The organism is Bradyrhizobium australafricanum (assembly GCF_020329495.1).
In the GTDB taxonomy this organism is placed as follows: domain Bacteria; phylum Pseudomonadota; class Alphaproteobacteria; order Rhizobiales; family Xanthobacteraceae; genus Bradyrhizobium; species Bradyrhizobium australafricanum.
Genome location: NZ_JAGKJL010000006.1, coordinates 40,277 through 61,388, shown reverse-complemented (window position 1 = coordinate 61,388; position 21,112 = coordinate 40,277). Strand labels below are relative to the sequence as shown.

Sequence of the window (21,112 nt, the reverse complement as noted above, 5' to 3'; positions counted from 1 at the left end):
GTCGGATTTGTCAATATATCGGAATGAATTTGCAAATCGTATCGATATCGGTTTATCTGCCGAGAATAAGGACCGCTGGAGCGAGGCGCCCTCCGATGACGATGACCGAGCAAGCCCGAGACGCAAAGCCCGCCGCGATCGACAAGGCGCGGCTGCGCCTGAAGTATCAGGAGGAGCGCAACAAGCGGCTGCGTCCCGACGGCAATGACCAGTATCTCCAGATCAAGGGCCAGCTCGCGCATTATCTCGACCATCCCTACACGCCGGTCGTTGAGCGCGCGCCGAAGACCGATCACGTCACCTTCGCCTTTATCGGCGGCGGCTTCGCCGGGCTCGCCACCGCGGCGCGGCTGACCGAGGCCGGGATCACGGACGTCCGCATTGTCGAGAAGGGCGGCGATTTCGGCGGCACCTGGTACTGGAACAGGTATCCCGGCGCGCAGTGCGATACGGCGTCGATGGTCTACATGCCGCTGCTCGAAGAGACCGGCCATATGCCCTCCGAGAAATACGCGCATGCGCCCGAGATCCTCGCGCATTGCCAGCGGATAGGCAGGCAATTCAATCTCTACGACAACGCGCTGTTCCACACCGAGGTGACGAGCCTCGATTGGGACGCCGCGCGATCGCGCTGGATCATCCGCACCACGAGGGGCGACGCGTTCACCGCGCAATATGTCGGCATCGGCACCGGCCCGCTGCACGTGCCGAAACTGCCCGGCATACCCGGCATCGAGCGCTTCAAGGGCCACTCGTTCCACACCAGCCGCTGGGATTACGACTACACCGGCGGTGACCCCAAAGGCGCGCTGATGGACAAGCTTGCCGACAAGCGCGTCGGCATCATCGGCACCGGCGCGACCTCGGTGCAGTGCATTCCGCACCTCGCCCGCGCCTGCAAGGAGCTCTACGTATTCCAGCGCACGCCATCGTCGGTCGACGTGCGCGGCAATGGGCCGATCGATCCCGACTGGTTTGCCGAGATCGCGACGCCGGGCTGGCAACAGCGCTGGCTGGAGAATTTCACCGCCAACCAGGCCGGCGGATCGGCCGAGGAGGATCTGGTGCAGGACGGCTGGACCGACCTGTCGAAGCGGATCCGCGCCAAGATCATGCTGCTGCCGCGCGAGCAGCGAAGCGTGGAGAACATGCGGGCCGCGTTCGAGGATTCTGACTTCGAGAAGATGGAGGAAATCCGCAACCGGGTCGACACCATCGTCCGCGATGCCGACACTGCCAGGAATCTCAAGGCCTGGTACGGCCAGCTCTGCAAGCGGCCATGCTTCCACGACGCCTATCTGCAGGCGTTCAATACGCCGGGCACCCATCTGGTCGATACCGACGGCAAGGGCGTCGAGGAGATCACCGAGAACGGGATCGTCGTTGCGGGCAAGGAATATCAGCTCGACTGCATCATCTATGCGTCCGGTTTTGAGGTCGGTACCGAGTACAAGCGGCGCGCGGGCTTCGATCTGACCGGCCGCGACGGCATCAAGCTATCGGAGCACTGGGCCGAGGGCATGCGTACCAAGCACGGCATCCACGTGCACGGCTTCCCCAACGTGTTCTTCGTGCAGCCGACCCAGGGCGCCAATCTGATCTCCAACGTGCCGCACAATCTGACCGAAGCGGCGCGGACCATCGCGCTGATGGTCGGCCACGCGCGGGACAACGGCTTCATGGAAATCGAGGTCGGCAAGGAAGCCGAGGATCGCTGGGTCGAGCTGCTGCTGACTGGCGTCGGCCGGATGATCGGCGGGCCGGATTGCACGCCCGGCTACTACAACAATGAGGGCCGTGAGCCCGGTCCCGCGGCCAAGCTCAGTGTCGGCCATCCCGCGGGCGCGCTGGCCTACTTCAAATATATCGACGGCTGGCGCCGCAGCGGCCAGTTCGAGGGCGTGCAATTCCGCTGAGGGAAGCGCGATCGGAACCGATTTCCGCCAATCGAGGGAGTGCTTGAGTATGGCCCAGACAACCGCAAGCGAAACGTCGCACGAAGGTCCGAAGGCGGCATCCGCGCCGGTCATCGCGCAGCACGCGGCGACGCTGAAGGCGCTGCCGTTCGCCGACACCAGGGACTTCGACGACGCCGCGCGCGGCTTCCTCGGCACCATCGAGAACGCACGCGTCATCTCGGCCCAGGGCAGGGTGGTCTGGAGTCTCGAGCCTTACGGATTCCTGTCCGAGGAGAAGGCGCCCGCGACCGTCGATCCGAGCCTGTGGCGGCAGTCGCGGCTCAACATGCATCACGGCCTGTTCGAGGTGGTGCCGGGTGTCTACCAGGTGCGCGGCCTCGACATCGCCAACATGACCCTGATCGAGGGCGACAGGGGCGTCATCGTGGTCGACACGCTGACCTCGATCGAGGGCGCGCGCGCCGCGATGGAATTGTACTTCCGGCACCGCGGCAAGCGGCCGGTCGCCGCCGTCATCTTCACGCACACCCACACCGACCATTGGGGTGGCGCCCGCGGTGTGCTCGACGATGCCATGCTGGCGGCGGGCGTGCCGATCATCGCGCCGAATTTCTTCATGGAGCACGCGGTCTCCGAGAACATCATCGCGGGGCCGGCGATGCTGCGCCGTGCGCAATACCAGTTCGGGCCGTTCCTCGCCAAGGGCGTGCGCGGCCATGTCGACTGCGGCCTCGGCAAGACCATGGCGGCGGGCGGCGTGGCGCTGCTGCGGCCGACCGATTTGATCATCGCGACCGGCGACAAGCGCGTGATCGACGGCGTCGAGTTCGAATTCCAGATGGCGCCGAACAGCGAGGCGCCGGCGGAGATGCATTTCTTCATCCCGCGCTACAAGCTGTTGAATCTCGCGGAGAACTGCACGCACAATTTCCACAATCTGCTGCCGTTCCGCGGCGCCGATGTGCGCGATGCGCTGGCCTGGTCGAAATATCTCGGCGAGGCGCTGCAGATGTGGGGCGGCAAGGCGGAAGCGATGTGCGGCCAGCACCACTGGCCGGTGTGGGGGCGGGAGCGGATCGACACCATGATCCGCGAGCAGCGCGACCTCTACAAATACGCCCATGACCAGACCATCCGTCTGATGAACCATGGGCTCAATGCAGCCGAGATCGCCGAGACGATCCGGCTGCCGCAGAGCCTGGAGGGCGCCTGGCACGGCCGCGGCTATTACGGCCACATCAGGCACAATGTGAAGGCGATCTACCAGAAATATCTCGGCTGGTACGATGCCAATCCGGTCAACCTCGATCCGCTGCCGCCGGTCGAGGCCGGCAAGAAATATGTCGAGTATATGGGCGGCGCCGACGCGATCCTGAAACGCGCCGCGGCGGATTTTGCCAAGGGCGAATTCCGTTTCGTGGCGCAGGCCGTCAGCCATCTCGTGTTCGCCGAGCCTGATAATCAGGCCGCGCGTTCGCTCCTCGCCGACACGTTCGAGCAGCTCGGCTATGCCGCGGAAAGCTCGACCTGGCGCAACGCCTATCTGTTCGGCGCGCAGGAACTGCGGCAGGGCATGCCGAAGACGCCGCCGCGCTCGCCGATGCCGCGCGAGACGCTAGCCGCGCTGCGCACCGAGCAGCTTTGGGACGTGCTCGGCATCCGCCTCAACGGCCCCAAGGCCGAGGGCAAGCGCATCGTGCTGAACTGGAGCTTCACCGATACCGGCGAGACCTTCGTGCTCAATCTCGAGAATTCAGCCCTGACCTACGTTGGGGATGCGCAGGCGGCCGATGCGCATGCGAGCTTCACGCTGGCGCGCAGCGTGCTCGACGAGGTCATCGCCAAGCTGACCACGTTCCTGGACGCCGTCGATGCCGGCAGGATCAAGGCATCCGGCGAGCCGCAGCGGCTCGATGAATTGATGGCGCTGATGGACGAATTCCCGCGGATGTTCGAGATTGTCGAGCCGAAGCGGACGGCGGTGACGTAGAGCCACGCACGCGGAATTTACAAACCGTCACCCTGAGGAGCGCGGAACGCGCGTCTCGAAGGGTCAACGGCCCGGCTGGTGGCCGATTCATCCTTCGAGACGCCGCTACGCGGCTCCTCAGGATGACGGGTTGGCAGACGATGCCTCAAATCCCGAGATACGCCGCCTGCACCTGCTTGTTGCCCGCGAGCTCGGCGCTGGTGCCCTGCATGATCACGTTGCCGCTCTCCAGCACATAGGCGCGCTGCACCAGCGACAGCGCGCGGCTGACATTCTGCTCGACCAAGAGGATCGCGGTGCCCATCTTGTGGATATCGCCGATCTTCTCGAAGGTCACGTCGGTCATCACCGGGGCGAGGCCGAGCGAGGGCTCGTCCAGCATCAGAAGACGGGGCTTCAGCATCAGCCCGCGGCCGACCGCGACCATCTGCTGCTCGCCGCCGCTCATGGTGCCGGCGAGCTGTTTCCTGCGGTCGGCGAGCCGCGGGAAGATGCTGTAGACGAGCTCCATCGTGCGCGCCCGATCCGCCTTGGCCTTCGGCGTGTAGGCGCCGATCTCGAGATTCTCCTGCACCGTCATTTCCGGGAACACCTGGCGGCCTTCCGGGACATGCGCGATGCCGAGCTCGGGAATCCGGTAGGGCGGCAGCGTGGCGAGGTCGACGCCGTCGAACGTGACCTTGCCGCCGAACAGCTTGACGAGGCCGGAGACGGCGCGCAGCGTCGTGCTCTTGCCGGCACCGTTGGCACCTAACAGGCCGACGGCTTCGCCCTCGCCAATGGAGATGCTGACATCGGTGATGGCAGGGACCGAGCCGTAGCTGGCGCTGACGCGCGAGAGCTCAAGCATGGGCGTCTCCCTGCGCCGGCGGATGCACATAGGAGCCGAGATAGGCGCGGATCACTTCCGGATTCTCCACGATCTCCTTCGGCGCGCCCTCGGCGATCTTCTGGCCGTGGTCGAGCACCACGATGTGGCGAGCCACCGCCATGATCGCGCGCATCACATGCTCGACGATCACGATGGTGAGGCCGCTGGCGGAGAGCTTCTTCACCAGCGCCACCGCCTGGTCGGTCTCGGCCGGGTTGAGTCCGGCCATCACCTCGTCGAGCAGCAGGATCTTTGGCTGCGTTGCCAGCGCGCGGGCCATTTCCAGCCGGCGCTGGTCGATTGTGGTGAGGTCCTTGGCCGGGGTCTGCTCTTTGGCGGAGAGGCCGACGAACTCGATCGCCTCGAGCGCCTTGTTGCGCGCGGCCGCGATATGCCGGTCGCGCAGGAACGCGCCGGTCATCACATTGGCGAGCACGGTCATCGCGCCGAACGGCTTTGCCACCTGGAAGGTGCGGGCAAGGCCCCGCGCGCAGACATCATGCGGCTTGAGCCCCACGATCTCGTGACCGAAGGCGAGCACCGAGCCGGAATCCGGTCGATGAAATCCCGTGATCAAATGAAAGCTCGTGGTCTTGCCGGCGCCGTTCGGCCCGATCAGCGCGACCGTCTCGTTCTCCTGCACCGTGAAGCTGACGTCCTGCACGGCGCGCAGGCCGCCAAAGCGCTTGCTGAGACCCTTGATGACGAGTGCGTCTGCCATCGCGACGACCTCAGGCGCGCGCCGGCTTGCGCCGGGCGGTGCGGTGATAGATGTCGGTCGCGAACCCGATCAGTCCGGTCGGCCGCCACAGGATGACAGCCATCAGGATCAGGCTGTAGACCGTGAGCTGGATGCCGCCGACCGAGCTGCCGAGCCAGCTTTGCAGCAGCGCCGACGTGGTCTCCAGCAGCACGGTGCCGATCACCGGTCCCCACAGCGTGCCGATGCCGCCGACGATCGACACCAGCGCCGCCTCGATCGAGACGTTGAAGCTGAACGCGGTCGCGGGATCGATGAAGTAGATGTATTGCGTGTAGAAGGTGCCGGCGAGCGCGGTCAGGAACGCGCTGATCATGTAGATGTCGCGCTTGACCTTCGGCGCGTTGACACCGACCGCCTCGGCGGCGTCCTCATCCTCGCCGATCGCGACGAGATAGTAGCCGATCCAGGATTTTTCGATTCTGTGGGTGATCCACAGCCCGACCACGAGCAGGCCGAGCACGACGTAATAGTACGACGACTTCTCCTCGAACTGCATCATCAGCGGCGCGCTGCCGAGGTTCGGGATCGTGGTGCCTTCGGCGCCCCAGGCGAAGTCGCGGAACTTGAGGAAGATCAACATCAGCACCTGGGCGGTCGCGATGGTGGCGATGGTGAAATAGGGGCCGCGCAGGCGGAAGCAGAGCCAGCCGATCGGCAGGCTTGCGAGCATCGCGACCACGCCGCCCGCGATCATCCCGATCCAGGGCGAGATGCCGTAGTTCACCTGCATGATGGTGGAGGTGTAGGCGCCGAGCCCGAAATAGGCGGCGTGGCCGAGCGACAGCTGCTTGGCGTAGCCGCCCATCAGGTTCCAGGCGACGCCGATGAAGGAGAACAGCAGGATGCGGATGAAGATGTCGATCGCGAACGATGAGGTGACGAGCTGGGGCAAGGCGAGCATGACGACCGCCCCGATCGCGAGCCACAGCCATTTGAAGTTGCTGGACGTCTGCATCACCGGCCCCTCCTGGCGCCGAGCCCGCTCGGCCTGAACGCGAGCGTCAGCAGCAGCAGCGCGAACACCACGATCAAGCCGGAATCGGCGCCGACGAACTGGATGCCGAGCGATTCCGCGACGCCCATCATCAGGCTTGCGATCAGCGCGCCCATCACATTGCCGAGCGTGCCCATCACGACCGCGACGAACGCCATCAGAACGAACACCTGGCCGACGAATGGATAGGCTGAATAGAACGGCATCAGCAGCGAGCCGGCGGCGCCCGCGAGCGCCAGCGCGGTGCCGAACGCGACCGCGAACACGCGGTTCGGATTGATCCCCATCAGCATCGCGACGTCGCGGTTCTGCGATGCGGCGCGCATCGCGCGGCCGAGATCGGTGGTGTGCAGGAATACCCACAGCAGCCCGCTCAGCGCCATCGCGACCGCGAAGGCGATCAGTTTCGCCACCGGGATGTACAGCCCGCCGATATGCCACGCCGCATCCGAATAGGACGTGTGGACTGTGTGGTAATTGGCGCTGAACAACATCAGCGAGAGATTGAGCAGCAACAGCGACAGCGCGAAGGTCAGGAAGATCTGCGGCATGTCGTTCGGCCCCAGCACCCTGCGGATCAGGAAATGCTGGATCAGGACGCCGGCGAGGAACAGCACCGGCATCGAGACCACGAGCGAAACCAGCGGATCGATGCCGAACTGGGTGGCGAGGAAGAACGAGATATACATCCCGATCATCACGAACTCGCCCTGGGCGAAGTTGACGATCTTGACCACGCCGAAGATCAGCGTGACGCCGATGCTGACAAGCGCATAGATGCCGCCGATGAGCAGGCCGTTGATCACGGCCTGGGCCAGTGTCTCCCACATGCGATGCGACCGCGGCTCAGGTCTTCATCAGCGGGGCGCGGGCGTCTTCCTTCGGGAAGACGCTGACGAGATCGGTGTTCTGCCACTGCACGCCGACCGGGCGGCCGTAGACGTTCTTGCCGTCCGGCCCGAACTTCACCTTGCCGCCCGGCGCCATCGCAGCGAAGCCCGAGGAAACATCGAGCGTCGAGAGCGCCTCGCGCACCTTCTTGGGATCGGCGGAGGCGGCGCGCTCCAGCGCGTCGGCCAGCATGAAGGTCTGCGCGACCAGGCCGCCAGCATATTCGAACGCGAACTCGCCGGTGCGCTTCTTGAATTCGACATTGACCTTCTGCGCGTCGTCGCTGACGTCGTGGTTCCAGTGCGCAACGCCCTGCAGGCCCTCGGCGGCATTGCCGACATTCTTGTAGAAGTCCGGCATCACGAAGCCGCCGGAGCCGCCGTTGATCGCAATGTTGAGCCCGACCTGCTTCACGGTGCGCACGATCAGGATGAGGTCGTTGAGATAGGACAGTGAGAACAGCGTGTTGGCGCCGGAGGCCTTGACCTTGTTGATCAGCGGGCTCGCGTCGGTGAAGCCGGCCGAATAGGGCTCGAACATCACGATCTCGACGCCTTCGCCCGGCGCCAGCTCCTTCAGCCCGTTCGAGGTCGAGGTGCCGAACGCGGTGTTCTCGAAAATGACGGCGACCTTGGCCTGCTCGCTGACCAGCTTGGCCATCTGCAGCTGCGCCTTGGCAAACTGCGAGGCGCGCGCGAACGGCGTGAAGGTGTAGGTGCGCCCCTTGTTGAGCTGATCGGAGCTCGATCCGGTGATGATCGGGACCTTCGCCCGTTCGCAGACTTCGCTCGCGATCAAGGTCAGCGCGCTGGCATAGCAGCCATGGATCGCCGACAGCTTGTTGCCCGTGATCAGGCGGTCGGTCTCGGTGCGCGTCACCGTGGTGTCGCTCTGCACGTCCGAGACGATGAGGTTGAGCTTGGCGCCGCCGAGCGACTTGATGCCGCCGGCCTCGTTGACCATGTCGACCGCGAGCTTGGCCGCAGCCACGCAGCCGACGCCGATCTGCGCCATGCTGCCGGTGGTCGGATAGAGCGCGCCGATGTTGATCGGATCGGCCGCCCAGCCGCGCAGCGGAACGGCGCCGAACGCGCCTGCCGCCATCACGCCGCCGGTCTTGGCGAGGAATTTGCGACGGTTCAGCTTGTTTTGTGAGGCTCTGGTCGGTGCGGCATTATTAATGGCCGACGGCTTGCGGTCCCCTGTCATGGCGTTCCCCCTGCGCGATCACGGCACGGTTGCTCCGTCCGCTCGCTTATTATTTTTTGCTCAAGCGCGGCGCATAAGAGCACGTAATTCGGCATTCGCAAAGGCGATATCAGCCGAACTGATGGGGAAACATGTCGTCGCTGGTGCGTCGCAGCAATCGTGCGACGCGGGCATGCGTAGTGTTTTGCTGCGTGAGAGTTGCCGCCGCGCACGACGGTATTATTGACAATCGAACGACCCGACGGACCGGCACGGATGGTGCCGGCCGGCCCGCCGGATCATTCGATCGGCCGCTGCAACTGCTACTCCGCGCTCGCCACCAGCTTGAAGCGCGGCTCGGCTTCCATCAGGCCGCGGAAGGCGGCGAGATAGTCGAGCGCCATGCGCCGCGCGGTGAAGCGGGTCTCGAACTGCTTGCGGATCGCGTCGCGATTGAGCGTTCCTAGGCGGCCGACGGAGGAGATCGCACTGATCTCGTCCTCGACGATGAAGCCGGTCAGGCCATCCTCGATGATCTCCGGCACCGAGCCGCGGTTATAGGCGATGACGGGCGTGCCGCAGGCCATCGCTTCGATCATCACTAGGCCGAACGGCTCCGGCCAGTCGATCGGAACCAGGAGCCCGATCGCGCCGCTGAGAAAATCCGGCTTCTCGCGGTCGCTGATTTCGCCGATGAACTCGACCAACGGGTTGCTGGTGATCAGCGGCTTGATCAACTCATCGTAATATTCCTGGTCGGCACGATCGACCTTAGCCGCGATCCTCAGCGGAATGCCGCAGCGGGTTGCGATCTTGATCGCGCGATCGACGCCTTTCTCCGGCGCGATGCGCCCGAGTACCGCGAGATAGGACGGCTTCGCCGGTTGCGGCGTCAGCAGATTCTCCGGTAGGCCGTGATGGATGGTGCGCACCCAATGCGCCTGCGGCACCGGCCGCCGCTGTGCGTTGGAGATCGAGATCACCGGAATCTTCGAGAAGGTGTTGAAGACCGGCTGATGTTCCGGCAGGTCGAGCCGTCCGTGCAAGGTGGTGACGAACGGCGTCGGCTGCCGCGCGAACAGCGACCACGGATAATAGTCGAGATGGCAGTGCAGGAAGTCGAACTCCTCGTCGTCGGCCTTCTGCCGCACGCGTTCCAGCATCACCATGTGGAGCGCATTGGGATCGCGGACCGAGCCGTCGAGCCGCAGTGCCTTCGGCCAGGTCGCATCGAGCTTCGCGGAGGTTTGAGAATCGCCACTGGCGAACAACGTCACGTCATGTCCAAGTGTTACAAGTTCTTCGGTCAGCCAGTGCACGACCCGTTCGGTGCCGCCGTAGAGCTTGGGGGGAACAGCCTCCGTCAGCGGGGCAACCTGCGCGATGCGCATCTCTCCGTCTCCTGTTTGTAATGTGGAATGAACTACCCTCAGCCCTCAGATGGCACCGACATGCCAAAGACGGGAACGTTCTCGCACGTGCGAGGTTCCTTAGATGTGGGAGATCTGCCGCTTCTTTCTTCCATCACACTGTGGTCTTGCTGATGCCATCACGCTCCAACACGGTTTTGCCTATGCCAGCGTTGCAAAATTGTTGCGCAGTGATGGCTGCATCAAGGAATCCCACCGCCGCCCTTCACGTCATCGTGCGCGAGAGCTTCGACTAGAATTTTCTCGTTCACCTTCAACAGCTTTGCAGGACGTCATGGACCATCTGTCAGGATACGCGCATCGTCCGTTTCCCTTTGTGTTGCGCTATCTGCGCCGGCGTCTGCCGTCGCATGTTGTGATTTTGTCAGCCGTTGTTGCGGCGGTTGCCTGCTCGGTAGGCACGCAATACGGCGTGAAGAATCTGGTCGATGCGCTGTCGGCAGGGCCGTCGGCCGCGAACGGCGTATGGCTGGCATTCGCTCTGCTCATGTCACTGATTGCAGCCGACAACTTCCTGTGGCGGATCGCGAGCTGGACCGCGAGCTACACCTTTGTCAGCGTCACCGGCGATCTTCGCCGCGACATGTTCCGCCATCTCACCGGCCACGCGCCGAGCTATTTCACGGACCGGCTGCCGGGCATGCTGACCAGCCGGATCACGGCGACCTCGAACGCGGTGTTCACCGTCGAGAATATGTTCGTATGGAACGTGTTGCCGCCCTGCATCGCGACCTTCGCGGCGATCGCCCTGGTTGGAACAGTCAGCGTGACAATGTCAGCAGTGCTGATCTTGATCGCGGGAACCATGGTGGTGGCCATGTTCCGCATCGCCGCCGCCGGCCGGCCGCTGCATGACGATTTCGCCAACAGGGCTGCTGCCGTGGACGGCGAAATGGTCGACGTCATCAACAACCTGCCGCTGGTACGCGCGTTCTGCGGCCTCGGCTATGAGCACGAACGCTTCGACGCGACCGTCAATCGGGAACTCGTCGCGCGTGGCCGTTCCCTGCGCTACCTCGAGAAGCTTCGTCTCATTCACGCCGGCGTGACCGTCATCCTGACGATCGCGATGCTGGCCTGGGCGCTCAGTCTCTGGCAGCAGGGCGCGGCGACCACCGGCGACGTGGTGCTGGTCTGCACGCTCGGCATCTCGATCCTCAGCGCCACCCGCGATCTCGCGGTCGCGCTGGTCGACGTCACCCAGCATGTCGCGCGCCTGACCGAGGCGCTGGCGACGCTGTTGCAGCCGCACGAGCTGAAGGACCATCCGGAGGCCGAGGCGCTGGTGAAGAGCGGCGCCGCGATCGCCTTCAACAATGTCTCGTTCCGCTATCCCGGCGGCCTGCAGGTGTTCGAGCGCTTCAGCCTGCGCATCCAGCCCGGCCAGCGGGTCGGCCTGGTCGGCCACTCCGGTGGCGGCAAGTCAACACTGTTTACCCTTCTGCAGCGCTTCTACGACGTTGAGCAGGGCAACATCACCGTCGACGGCCAGGACATCTCGCGCGTCACCCAGCAGAGCCTGCGCGCGGCAATCTCGGTAGTGCCGCAGGATATCTCGCTGTTCCACCGTTCGATCCTGGAGAACATCCGCTACGGCCGGCCGGACGCCACCGACGACGAGGTGCTGCGGGCGGCGATCGCGGCGCGCTGCGACTTCATCGAGAGCTTGCCCGAGGGCATGAACACCATCGTCGGCGATCGCGGCGTCAAGGTCTCCGGCGGCCAGCGCCAGCGCATCGCGATCGCACGCGCCTTCCTGAAGGACGCGCCGATCCTGCTGCTCGATGAGGCCACCGCGGCGCTCGATGCCGACTCCGAGGAGGCGATCCGCGAGGCGTTGTCGCGGCTGATGCGCGGGCGTACCGTGGTCGCGATCGCGCACCGACTCGCGACGCTGCGCAGCTTCGACCGCGTGCTTGTGCTGCAGGGCGGCCGGATCGTCGAGGACGGTCCGCCCGATATCCTCGTGAAGGGAAGGGGCCCCTACCGCGACCTGGTCGCGCGTGAGATGGGCCGCCTTTCCACCAGCGCGGCCTGACCCCGCGTCGTCAAGTGCGTTTGTGCGTTCCGGTGCGTTCGTTCGAACCAGGATACGGGCCAAGCAAAGTCGCCAGAGGTTCAGATGGCAGCTGACGTCGTTACGCAGATCATCACCGCTCGCATCACGGAGCACGTCGCCGAATCGCCGTTCTACATTCCGATGACCGGGCCCGCGGCGCGGCCGCGGCGCTCGCTCAAGCATGACGACACCTTCATCGTGCTCGATAGCCATGGCGACATCGGCGCCTCGGCCGGCGGGCCGGACGGCCTGTTCAACGCCGACACCCGCTACCTGGCGCGGCTGGAAATGGTGCTGGAGGACGTGCAGCCGCTCCTGCTCGGCTCCAACATGCGCGACGACAATTCGGCGCTGACGGTCGACCTCACCAATTCCGACGTCTATCGCGACGACCGTCTGACCCTGCCGAAGGACACGCTGCACATCGTGCGCTCGATCTTCCTGTGGCGCGGCACGGCCTATCAGCGCATCGGCCTGCAGAATCACGGCGACCATGCCGCGAGCTTCGATCTCACGCTGCTGTTCGACAACGACTTTGCTGATCTGTTCGAGGTGCGCGGCGAGCGCCGGCCGCGGCGGGGCATCGGTTCGAGCAAGCTGCTCGGCCCGACCGACGTGGTGCTGGAATATTGCGGCCTCGACGAGCAGACGCGGATCACCGCGCTGCATTTCGATCCGCGGCCGACGCGGCTGTCGGTCAACGCGGCGACCTATCATTTCGATCTCGATCCGGGGCAGGTCACGTCGCTGTTCGTCGCGGTCTCCTGCAACAAGCCGATCATGCAGAAGCCGGTGCCGTTCTTCCGCGGCCTGCTGGCGCATCGCCGCGAGATGCGGACGTCGTCGGCCGGCGCGGCCAGCATCGAGACCTCGAACAACATCTTCAACGAGGTGCTGTGCCAGGCGATGGCCGACCTCAACATGCTGATGACCGAGACGCCGCAGGGCCGTTACCCCTATGCCGGCATTCCCTGGTATTCGACGACGTTTGGCCGCGACGGACTGATCACCGCGTTGCAGATGCTGTGGGTCGATCCGCGGATCGCCAAGGGCGTGCTGAAGCGGCTCGCGCTGTTCCAGGCCAAGGCGGTCGATCCGCTGGCCGATGCCGCGCCGGGCAAGATCCTGCATGAGATGCGCGGCGGCGAAATGGCCGCGCTTCGTGAGGTGCCGTTCGCGCATTATTACGGCAGCGTCGATTCGACTCCGCTGTTCGTGCTGCTCGCCGGGCTCTATCTGGAGCGCACCGGCGATTTGGACACTCTGCGCGAGCTGTGGCCCGCGGTCGAGGCCGGCCTGCAATGGATCGACGGCCCGGGCGATCCCGACCGTGACGGCTTCGTCGAATATCAGCGCGCCACCGAAGAGGGGCTTCGCAATCAAGGCTGGAAGGATTCGTTCGACGCCATCTTCCACGCAGACGGTACGCTTGCCGAGGGCAATATCGCGCTGGCGGAAGTGCAGGGCTATGTGTTTGCCGGCAAGCAGCTTGCCGCGCGCGCGGCGCGCAAACTCGGCTTTGCCGACAAGGCTGCGAAGCTGGAAGCCGAGGCCGAGCGGCTGCGCGAGCGGTTCGAGGAAGCATTCTGGTGCGAGGAGATCGGCACCTATGCGGTCGCGCTCGACGGCGCCAAGCAGCCGTGCAAGGTGCGCACCTCGAATGCCGGCCAGACATTGTTTTCCGGCATGGTGCGGGAAGACCGCGCGCGACGGGTCGCCGCCGACCTGATGAGTCAGAAGTTCTTTTCGGGCTGGGGCATCCGCACCGTCGCCGCGGGCGAAGTGCGCTACAACCCGATGTCCTATCACGACGGCTCGATCTGGCCGCATGACAATGCGCTGATCGCGCTCGGATTTGCCCGCTACGGCCTCAAGCATTCGGTCGCGCATCTGTTCAAGGGCCTGTTCGACGCCGCCAGCTATATGGAACTGCGGCGACTGCCGGAGCTGTTCTGCGGCTTCCGCCGCGAGCGCCGGCGCGGCCCGGTGCTCTATCCCGTGGCCTGTGCACCGCAGGCCTGGGCGAGCGCGACGCCGTTCACGCTGCTAGAGGCTGCGCTTGGCCTCGAGTTCGACACCGCGCGCGGCGAGATTCGTTTGCGCGATCCGCGGCTGCCGGAGTTCCTCAACGACGTGGTGCTGCGCGACCTCAGGCTCGGCGCTTCCAGTGTCGATCTGAGGCTGCGCCGCCATGACGACGAGGTGTCGCTGGAAGTGTTGCGCACACGCGGCCAGATCCAGGTGTCGATCGTACTGACGCATTGAGCGTCGTCGCGCGGCATGCGTGCGCCGGAAATCGCGGGGAGAGTAAGATGCGTCCGAGGATTACGATGATGCTGGTCGCAGCGGCGCTGCTGACATGCGCGGGTGCCCGCGCCGCCGACGACGAAGCGCCGGCGCCTGCACCATCGCCGCCGGCAGCGCAGGCGCCGCCAGCAACCCCAGCAACTCCTGCGCCGCCGGCAGCCCAGGCGCCGCCAGCAGCCTCCGCGGCGCCGAAGGAGCAGGCGAAGGAGCCCTCAAAGGAATCGTCCAAGGAACCATCCAAGGAACCGTCGCCGCCGCCGTCGGTGACCGTGATCGGCGCGCGCGATGCGCACGGCATTCTCGGGCGCGATGTTCGTAGTTCCGCCAATGAGAACATGGGCCGTATCGTCGACGTCATTGTCGACCGCGACGGCAAGGTCCGCGCCGCAGTGATCGATTTCGGCGGCTTCCTCGGCGTTGGCAGCCGCAAGATCGTGGTCGATTGGAACGCGCTGCGTTTCGCCGGTGTTTCCAGCAAGAGCGACAGCATCACGCTGGACCTCAACAAGCAGCAGGTGAGCGCTGCGCCCGAGTACAAGGAAGATACGCCGCTGATCGTGCTGGGCGCAGCGGGAAGCCTGCATCCATGGGATTACGAACATTAGGGGGGTAGAGCTGGTCGCGCGTCCGAACTCTTCTTTAGAGACGGTTGGCGACGATCGTGGCGAGCGATCAGCCGGCAGCACCAACGTTGTGTCAATTGTCCCCGATCAGCCCACTCCGGAGGAACCGCGCGGACCGTCGCGGGAAAGCCAGCGCGGCCTCGACTGGTTCATCTTCTTCCTGGCCGACGTGCAGACCGGCTTCGGCCCGTTCGTCGCGGTCTACCTGACGACGCAGAAATGGACCCAGGTCGAGATCGGCTTCGTGCTCTCGATCGGCGGCATTATCGGCCTCTTGGGCCAGATGCCCGGCGGGGCGATCGTCGATGCGGCGCGCTCGGAGCGGGTCGTTGCGGGCTGTGCGGTGGCCGCGATCGGCGCCAGCGCGCTAGCCTACGCGCTCTGGCCGATCTTTCCCGTGGTGACGCTCGCCGCAACGCTGCACGCGCTCGCGAGCTGCGTGCTTGGTCCGGCGATCGCCGCGATCAGCCTCGGCCTGGTCGGGCCGCTTGCGATCGGCGAGCGGCTCGGCCGCAATGCACGCTTCGCCTCGCTCGGCAGCGGCTCGGCCGCAGCACTGATGGGCGCCTGCGGCTATCTGCTGTCGAGCCGCTCGGTGTTCCTCGTCACCTTCATTCTGGCGATCCCGACGCTGTTGTCGCTGGCCCGGATCCGCGAGCGCGAGATCGACATCGCGCAGGCCCATGGCGAGGTGAAACGGGAAGTCCCCGACAAGCGCGCCACCAGCGTCGTCAGCCTGGTGCGGCAGCGGCCGCTCCTGATCTTCGCCGGCGCGATGATGCTGTTCCAGCTCGCCAATGCCGCGATGCTGCCCTTGATGGCGGGCGTGGTGACGACACGGTCGAGCCAATGGGCGCCGGTCCTGATCGCGGCCTGCATCATTGTGCCGCAGGCGATCGTCGCGCTGTCCTCGCCGTCGGTCGGCCGCAAGGCCCAGGCCTGGGGGCGGCGGCCGCTGCTGTTGATCGCGTTCGCCGCGCTGGCGATTCGCGGCCTGTTGTTCGCGACGGTGCGCGACCCTTATGTGCTGGTCATGGTGCAGATTTTCGACGGCATTACCGCGGCGATCTTCAGCGTAATGGTGCCGCTGATCGTGGCCGACATCGCCTTCGGCAGCGGCCATTTCAACCTGGCGCAGGGCATTGTCGGCACCGCAGTCGGCATTGGCGCGTCGCTCAGCACGGTGCTGGCCGGCTATGTCAGCGACAAGCTCGGCAGCAGCACCGCCTTCGTGGGGCTGGCCGGGATCGCCGCATTCGGGCTGTTCGTGATCTGGCTGGTGATGCCGGAGACGCGGCGGACGGCATGATGGCAGGGCGCAACCGCGGCACCACAGGCTGCCACCGACCAGACCCGGGATGCGGCTACCGGTCGGTTTTGCTGCGCGGCACCCTTTCTCCTGCATGTGCCGTCATATATGAGTGAATACATAAGTGATTTGCTGCTGGAACGAGTCCGATGGTCCCCAGGAGCGAGTTCGCGCGTTGGACCGTGGCGGCGATTAATCAATCCAAAATCGCGGTCTGGTACGGGATTGACGCAGCGCGGGCAGGCATTTCGACCGAGGAGCGGCATGGCACATCGAAGGACGACGGCGCAAACCACCGGAGCGATGCGGCGTTGGGGCCAACCCGCCTTTGTGACTTTCGCAGCGATGGTCACACTTGCGTCACTGACCGGCGGCGTCGCGGCGAAAGAGCAGCGTCCCGCGGCAGCCGTCGAGGCGACCGCGCCGCGCACCGCTGGCGAGCCGATCATGGCGATCGTGTCGATCAAGGCCCAGAAGGTGACGCTCTACGACGCCGAGGGCTGGATCCACCGTGCGCCGGTGTCGAGCGGCGTCAAGGGACGCGAGACGCCGGCCGGCGTCTTTGCGCTGATCGAGAAGGACAAGGACCACCACTCGACCCTCTATGACGATGCCTGGATGCCCAACATGCAGCGCATCACCTGGAACGGCATCGCGCTGCATGGCGGACCGCTGCCGGGATATGCGGCCTCCCACGGCTGCGTGCGGATGCCCTACGATTTTGCCGAGAAGCTGTTCGACAAGACCCGGATCGGGATGCGGGTGATCATCGCGCCGAACGATCCGGCCCCGGTCGATTTCACCCATCCGGCGCTGTTCGTGCCGAACGCGCAAGCCATTGCGGCAGCTCCGGCGCGCGCCGAGAAGCTCAGCCGCGAGGCCGCGGATGCCGCCAAGGCGGCCGACGAGGCGAAGAAGGCTTCGATAGCCGCGACCAAGGAAGCCGCACTGTTCACGCCGGCGTCGCTGCGCAAATTGCAACAGATCAAGACCCGTGCCGACGCGGCGGTTGCGTTGGCCGACAAGACGCTCGCCGCGGCCAAGACCGACCAGGCCAAGGCGCGCGCCGAGGATCTGAAGCAGAAGGCGGTGGCCAAGGCCGCGGAAGCGACCGCGCAGTTCGAGGCCGCGCAGGGCGACGCCAAGCCGAAGCTCGACGCCGCAGCCGCCGCCAAGGACGCCGCCAAGGCGGCCGAGACCAAGAAAGCCGATACCCAGAAGGCGGCGACCGAGGCCAAGCTCGCGCTGGAGCCGGTCTCCGTCTACATCAGCCGCGCGACGCAAAAGCTCTACGTTCGGCGCAACACCCACAAGCCGTGGGCTGATGGCGGCGAGGTGTTCGACTCGAGCATCGAGGTTCCCGTCACCATTCGCGATCCGGACAAACCGATCGGCACGCACATCTATACGGCGATGGCGCGCAACGACGCGGGCGGCCTGCGCTGGACCGAGGTGTCGATCGACGACGGCGACAACGCCAGGAACGCGCTCGACCGTGTCACCATCCCGCAGGATGTGCTGGATCGCATCGCGCCGACTGCCGTTGCGCGCTCTTCGATCATCATCTCGGACGAGCCGTTGAGCGCCGAGACCAACTATCGCACCGAGTTCGTCGCCGTTCTGAGCAACCAGCCCCAGGGTGGTTTCATCACGCGCAAGCCGACCCGGCCCATGATGACCGACGACATGGTTGCGAGCAGGGACGACGACGGTTTCGGCTTCTTCTCTCAGCGCAGCTGGAATCCCCAATCGGGCACCCAATACGGCACCCCGTATGGCAGTCCCCAATACAGCAATCCCCAGTACGGCAATCCCCAGATTTACGGCAATCCGCAAGCGGCCAATCCGCGCCGGCGCGGCGGCCAGTACTTCTGGCAATCGCAACAGGACTGGTAGCGGAGCGTCGAGGACGCAGGCCGCAACGAGCGGCCGCGGCGTCAGATCGGCATTGCAGCGTTGGGCGGCGGCGTGATGCCGCCGCCCAATCGCATTGTGCGGTTGCCCGTCTTACGGGCGAGCTTCCAGGATCAGGTTGAACGGCGTCTCCGCGGCGCGGCGGAACCGCGAGAAGCCGCCCTGGCGCGCCACCTCGCGCAGTCTCGCCTCTCCGGCCTGCGCGCCGAGCGCGAGCCCGACCTCCTGGTCCAGCGACGCCGGCGTGCAGATCATCGTCGAGGCGGCGTAGTAGACGCGCCCGATCGGATTGAGGTTGTCCTCCAGCCGGTCGTTGGCGAACGGCTCGATCAGCATGCAGGTGCCGTCGTCGGCGAGGGTGGAGCGGGTGTGCTTGAGGGCGCCGACCGGATCGCCCATGTCGTGCAGGCAGTCGAAGAAGCATACGAGGTCATAGCCCTTGGCCGGGAATGTCTTGGCGGAATGCGTTTCGAAATGAACGCGGTCCGACAATCCCGCCTCCCGCGCGGACTTCCGCGCCGCCTCGATCGAGCCCTCGTGATAATCGAAGCCGTAGAAGGTTGATTTTGGAAACGCTTCCGCCATCAGTCGTGTCGAGACGCCGTGCCCGCAGCCGACGTCGGCGACGACAGCGCCTTTCTTCAGCTTGTCGACAACGCCCTCGAGCGCCGGCAGCCATTCCTGCACCAGATAGTGCTTGTAGCTGGTGCGGAAGAAGCGGGCGGTGCCGCAGAACAGGCACTCGCTGCGCCTGTTCCAGCCGACGCCCTTGCCGGTCTTGAAGGCGTCGGTAATTTTCGGCTCATCGAGAAAGGTCGCGCCGACCAGGCTTCCGACGGCGCCGAGGAAGACCGGGCTGTCCTCGTCGGCCAGCGCGAGCGCCTGCTCGGGCAGCATCGAGAATTTTCCGGATGCCTTGTCGTACTCGATGTAGCCGGAGGCCGCCTGCGCCGACAGCCACTCCTGGATGTAGCGCTCGGCCGTTCCCGTTGCCTTGGCCAGGGCCGCGGCATTCATCGGCCCGCCCTGCGCGAGGGCCCTGTACAGCCCGAGCTTGTCGCCCAGCAGCATCAACGAGGCATTCATCGCCGCGCCGACATCGCCGATCATCTTTCCCATGAATGAATTGAGGCGCTCTTCGTTGACGTCCATGATGTTCCTCCATCGCAATCGCGTTTGGCCAAAAGTCATCATTCGCAATTTCACGCATGCGTCGTCGTCCAGCCGTGTGGCGACGTGATCGCCTGAAAGGTTCGGTGCAATGACCCGATTGTTACCGGGCCGGTGGGATCCCACAGCCGCCGGGCTCCACAAGCCCGCGAGGCGGGCCGCCTATGCCATCACGCGCGGCATGACCAGCCTTTTGTACAGCGCACCATAGCAGGCGGCCGACAGGTCCCAGCTGTAGGACTTGGCCATCGCGCTGGAGCGCATGGCGTTAAGCCGGTCCTTGGCGCGGTAGGCGTCGAAGGCGCGCCTGACGCCGCCGAGGAAGGATTCCGCCGACGGCTGCGCGAACAGGAAGCCGGTCTCGCCGTCGGCGATGGTTTCCGCAAGCCCGCCGGTCTGGTGGCCGATCGGCAGCGAGCCGAAGCGCTGCGCATACATCTGGCTGAGGCCGCAGGGCTCGAAGCGCGACGGCATCAGGGTGAAATCGCTGCCGGCGAAGATCCGGCGCGCCTGCCCATCGTTGAAACCGATGATCACCCCGATCGCATCGGGCCGGCGGCGATGCGCGGCCACCAGCGCATCCTCGATGGCGGGCTCGCCGCTGCCGGTGACGACGATCTGTCCGCCGTCCCTGATGATCTCGTCGGCGGCGGATAGCACGAGGTCGACGCCCTTCTGATGCACGAGGCGTGCGACGAGGCCAAAGATCGGCCCGCGCGAGACCGCAAGCCCGAACTGGCGGCGGACATAGTCGGCGTTGGCCTGCTTGCCCTTCCAGTCGCCGGAGCCGAACGGCTGTGCGAGCTGCGCGCAATGGCGCGGATCCCAACTCTCGTCGATGCCGTTCAGGATGCCGGTCAGCTGGTCGGCGTCGGAGCGCACGCGGAGCAGGCCTTCCAGACCGCAGCCGAGCTCCGCGGTTGTGATCTCCCTGGCGTAGGTCGCGCTGACCGTAGTCAGATGCGAGGCGTAGACGAGGCCGCCCTTGAGGAAGGAGAGCTTGTCGTAGAACTCCAGCCCGTCGATGTGGAACGAGCTTTCCGGTGCGCCGATCCGCCGCAGCGAGTCCTTCGGAAACAGGCCCTGATAGGCGAGATTGTGGATGGTCAGGATCGATGGAATCCGCGCGCCGCGCCAGGCGAGATAGGCCGGTGTGAGCGCGGCCTGCCAATCGTTGGCGTGTACGAGGTCCGCTGCCCAATTCTTGTCCAGCATCCCGGCTGCAAGTTCGGCAGCGGCGGAGGCAAAGCGGCCGAAGCGGATGTCGTTGTCGGGCCAGTCGCGGCCGGACTCATCGCCATAGGGATTGCCCGGCCTTTCGTAGAGTTGCGGGCACAGCAGCACGTAGACCGGAAGTCCGTCCCTGGTCGACGCACGCCCGAGCGTGCAGGCCGGCATCTCGGCGAGCGCTCGGCATTGCCCAACGATTTCAATATGCGTGAACTGTTCGACCACATCCCGGTAGCCGGGAAGCATGATCCTGACGTCGCTCCACGGGCGGAGCGCCCGTGGAAGGGCGGCGGAAACGGCGGCGAGCCCGCCCACGCGGACGAAATCGTCCATCTCCGTCGTGACGAATAAGACCTTCAACAAGCGCCCTCGTTCCAGCCCGTGACATGGCTATGCAAGATCGGGTCCAATCTGCCTTTGAGTAAAATGCAAGACGGCCCGCGCTCCCGGTCTG

At 65.3% G+C, this 21,112-nt stretch carries 15 protein-coding genes; 7 read left to right on the top strand and 8 right to left on the bottom strand.

The window, feature by feature from the left end:
* The first annotated feature begins 95 nt into the window (after positions 1-95).
* Positions 96-1,916, top strand: coding sequence for a flavin-containing monooxygenase (locus tag J6525_RS07645; RefSeq protein ID WP_225643341.1), 1,821 nt, complete (start codon positions 96-98; stop codon positions 1,914-1,916).
* A gap of 49 nt (positions 1,917-1,965) precedes the next feature.
* Positions 1,966-3,909, top strand: coding sequence for an alkyl/aryl-sulfatase (locus J6525_RS07640; RefSeq protein WP_225643339.1), 1,944 nt, complete (start codon positions 1,966-1,968; stop codon positions 3,907-3,909).
* A gap of 145 nt (positions 3,910-4,054) precedes the next feature.
* Here J6525_RS07640 and J6525_RS07635 read toward each other — a convergent pair whose 3' ends face one another.
* From J6525_RS07635 to J6525_RS07610, 6 genes are all read right to left on the bottom strand, one after another.
* Positions 4,055-4,759, bottom strand: a complete 705-nt coding sequence (locus J6525_RS07635; RefSeq protein ID WP_210189588.1) for an ABC transporter ATP-binding protein — start codon at positions 4,757-4,759, stop codon at positions 4,055-4,057.
* The gene (locus tag J6525_RS07630) at positions 4,752-5,501 is read right to left on the bottom strand and encodes an ABC transporter ATP-binding protein (RefSeq protein WP_225643338.1); all 750 of its coding nucleotides are present in this window, start codon (positions 5,499-5,501) and stop codon (positions 4,752-4,754) included. The genes J6525_RS07635 and J6525_RS07630 overlap by 8 nt, the downstream gene beginning before the upstream one ends.
* A gap of 10 nt (positions 5,502-5,511) precedes the next feature.
* Positions 5,512-6,498 carry a branched-chain amino acid ABC transporter permease gene (locus J6525_RS07625; RefSeq protein WP_076827047.1) on the bottom strand — a complete coding sequence of 329 codons (987 nt, stop codon included), beginning with the start codon at positions 6,496-6,498 and terminating at the stop codon, positions 5,512-5,514.
* Complete coding sequence (locus J6525_RS07620) at positions 6,498-7,367, bottom strand: branched-chain amino acid ABC transporter permease (RefSeq protein ID WP_225643336.1); 870 nt, start codon at positions 7,365-7,367, stop codon at positions 6,498-6,500. Before J6525_RS07620 ends, J6525_RS07625 begins: the two co-directional genes overlap by 1 nt.
* Before the next feature lie 16 nt (positions 7,368-7,383).
* Positions 7,384-8,637 carry an ABC transporter substrate-binding protein gene (locus tag J6525_RS07615; protein ID WP_225643333.1) on the bottom strand — a complete coding sequence of 418 codons (1,254 nt, stop codon included), beginning with the start codon at positions 8,635-8,637 and terminating at the stop codon, positions 7,384-7,386.
* A 302-nt stretch (positions 8,638-8,939) separates the two neighbouring features.
* Positions 8,940-10,007, bottom strand: coding sequence for a glycosyltransferase family 4 protein (locus tag J6525_RS07610; RefSeq protein ID WP_057017535.1), 1,068 nt, complete (start codon positions 10,005-10,007; stop codon positions 8,940-8,942).
* A 313-nt stretch (positions 10,008-10,320) separates the two neighbouring features.
* On the opposite strand from J6525_RS07610, the gene J6525_RS07605 reads away from it, so the two are divergent.
* The 5 genes from J6525_RS07605 to J6525_RS07585 all read left to right on the top strand — a co-directional run bounded on the left by J6525_RS07605 (position 10,321) and on the right by J6525_RS07585 (position 18,240).
* Entirely contained in the window at positions 10,321-12,084 is a 1,764-nt protein-coding gene (locus J6525_RS07605) for an ABC transporter ATP-binding protein (protein ID WP_092082665.1), read from the top strand.
* 84 nt (positions 12,085-12,168) lie between these two features.
* Positions 12,169-14,370, top strand: coding sequence for an amylo-alpha-1,6-glucosidase (locus J6525_RS07600; protein WP_225643332.1), 2,202 nt, complete (start codon positions 12,169-12,171; stop codon positions 14,368-14,370).
* 47 nt (positions 14,371-14,417) lie between these two features.
* Positions 14,418-15,017, top strand: a complete 600-nt coding sequence (locus J6525_RS07595) for a PRC-barrel domain-containing protein (RefSeq protein ID WP_225643330.1) — start codon at positions 14,418-14,420, stop codon at positions 15,015-15,017.
* Positions 15,018-15,105: 88 nt separating this feature from the next.
* Positions 15,106-16,344 (top strand): MFS transporter, encoded by a 1,239-nt coding sequence (locus J6525_RS07590; RefSeq protein WP_225643328.1) that lies wholly within the window; start codon positions 15,106-15,108, stop codon positions 16,342-16,344.
* Between the two features lie 264 nt (positions 16,345-16,608).
* On the top strand, positions 16,609-18,240 hold the full coding sequence (locus J6525_RS07585) for a L,D-transpeptidase (RefSeq protein ID WP_225643326.1): 1,632 nt from the start codon (positions 16,609-16,611) through the stop codon (positions 18,238-18,240).
* A 111-nt stretch (positions 18,241-18,351) separates the two neighbouring features.
* Here J6525_RS07585 and J6525_RS07580 read toward each other — a convergent pair whose 3' ends face one another.
* Complete coding sequence (locus J6525_RS07580) at positions 18,352-19,410, bottom strand: class I SAM-dependent methyltransferase (RefSeq protein WP_057017529.1); 1,059 nt, start codon at positions 19,408-19,410, stop codon at positions 18,352-18,354.
* Positions 19,411-19,590: 180 nt separating this feature from the next.
* Positions 19,591-21,018 (bottom strand): glycogen synthase GlgA, encoded by a 1,428-nt coding sequence (glgA, locus tag J6525_RS07575; protein ID WP_225643324.1) that lies wholly within the window; start codon positions 21,016-21,018, stop codon positions 19,591-19,593.
* Positions 21,019-21,112: the final 94 nt, after the last annotated feature.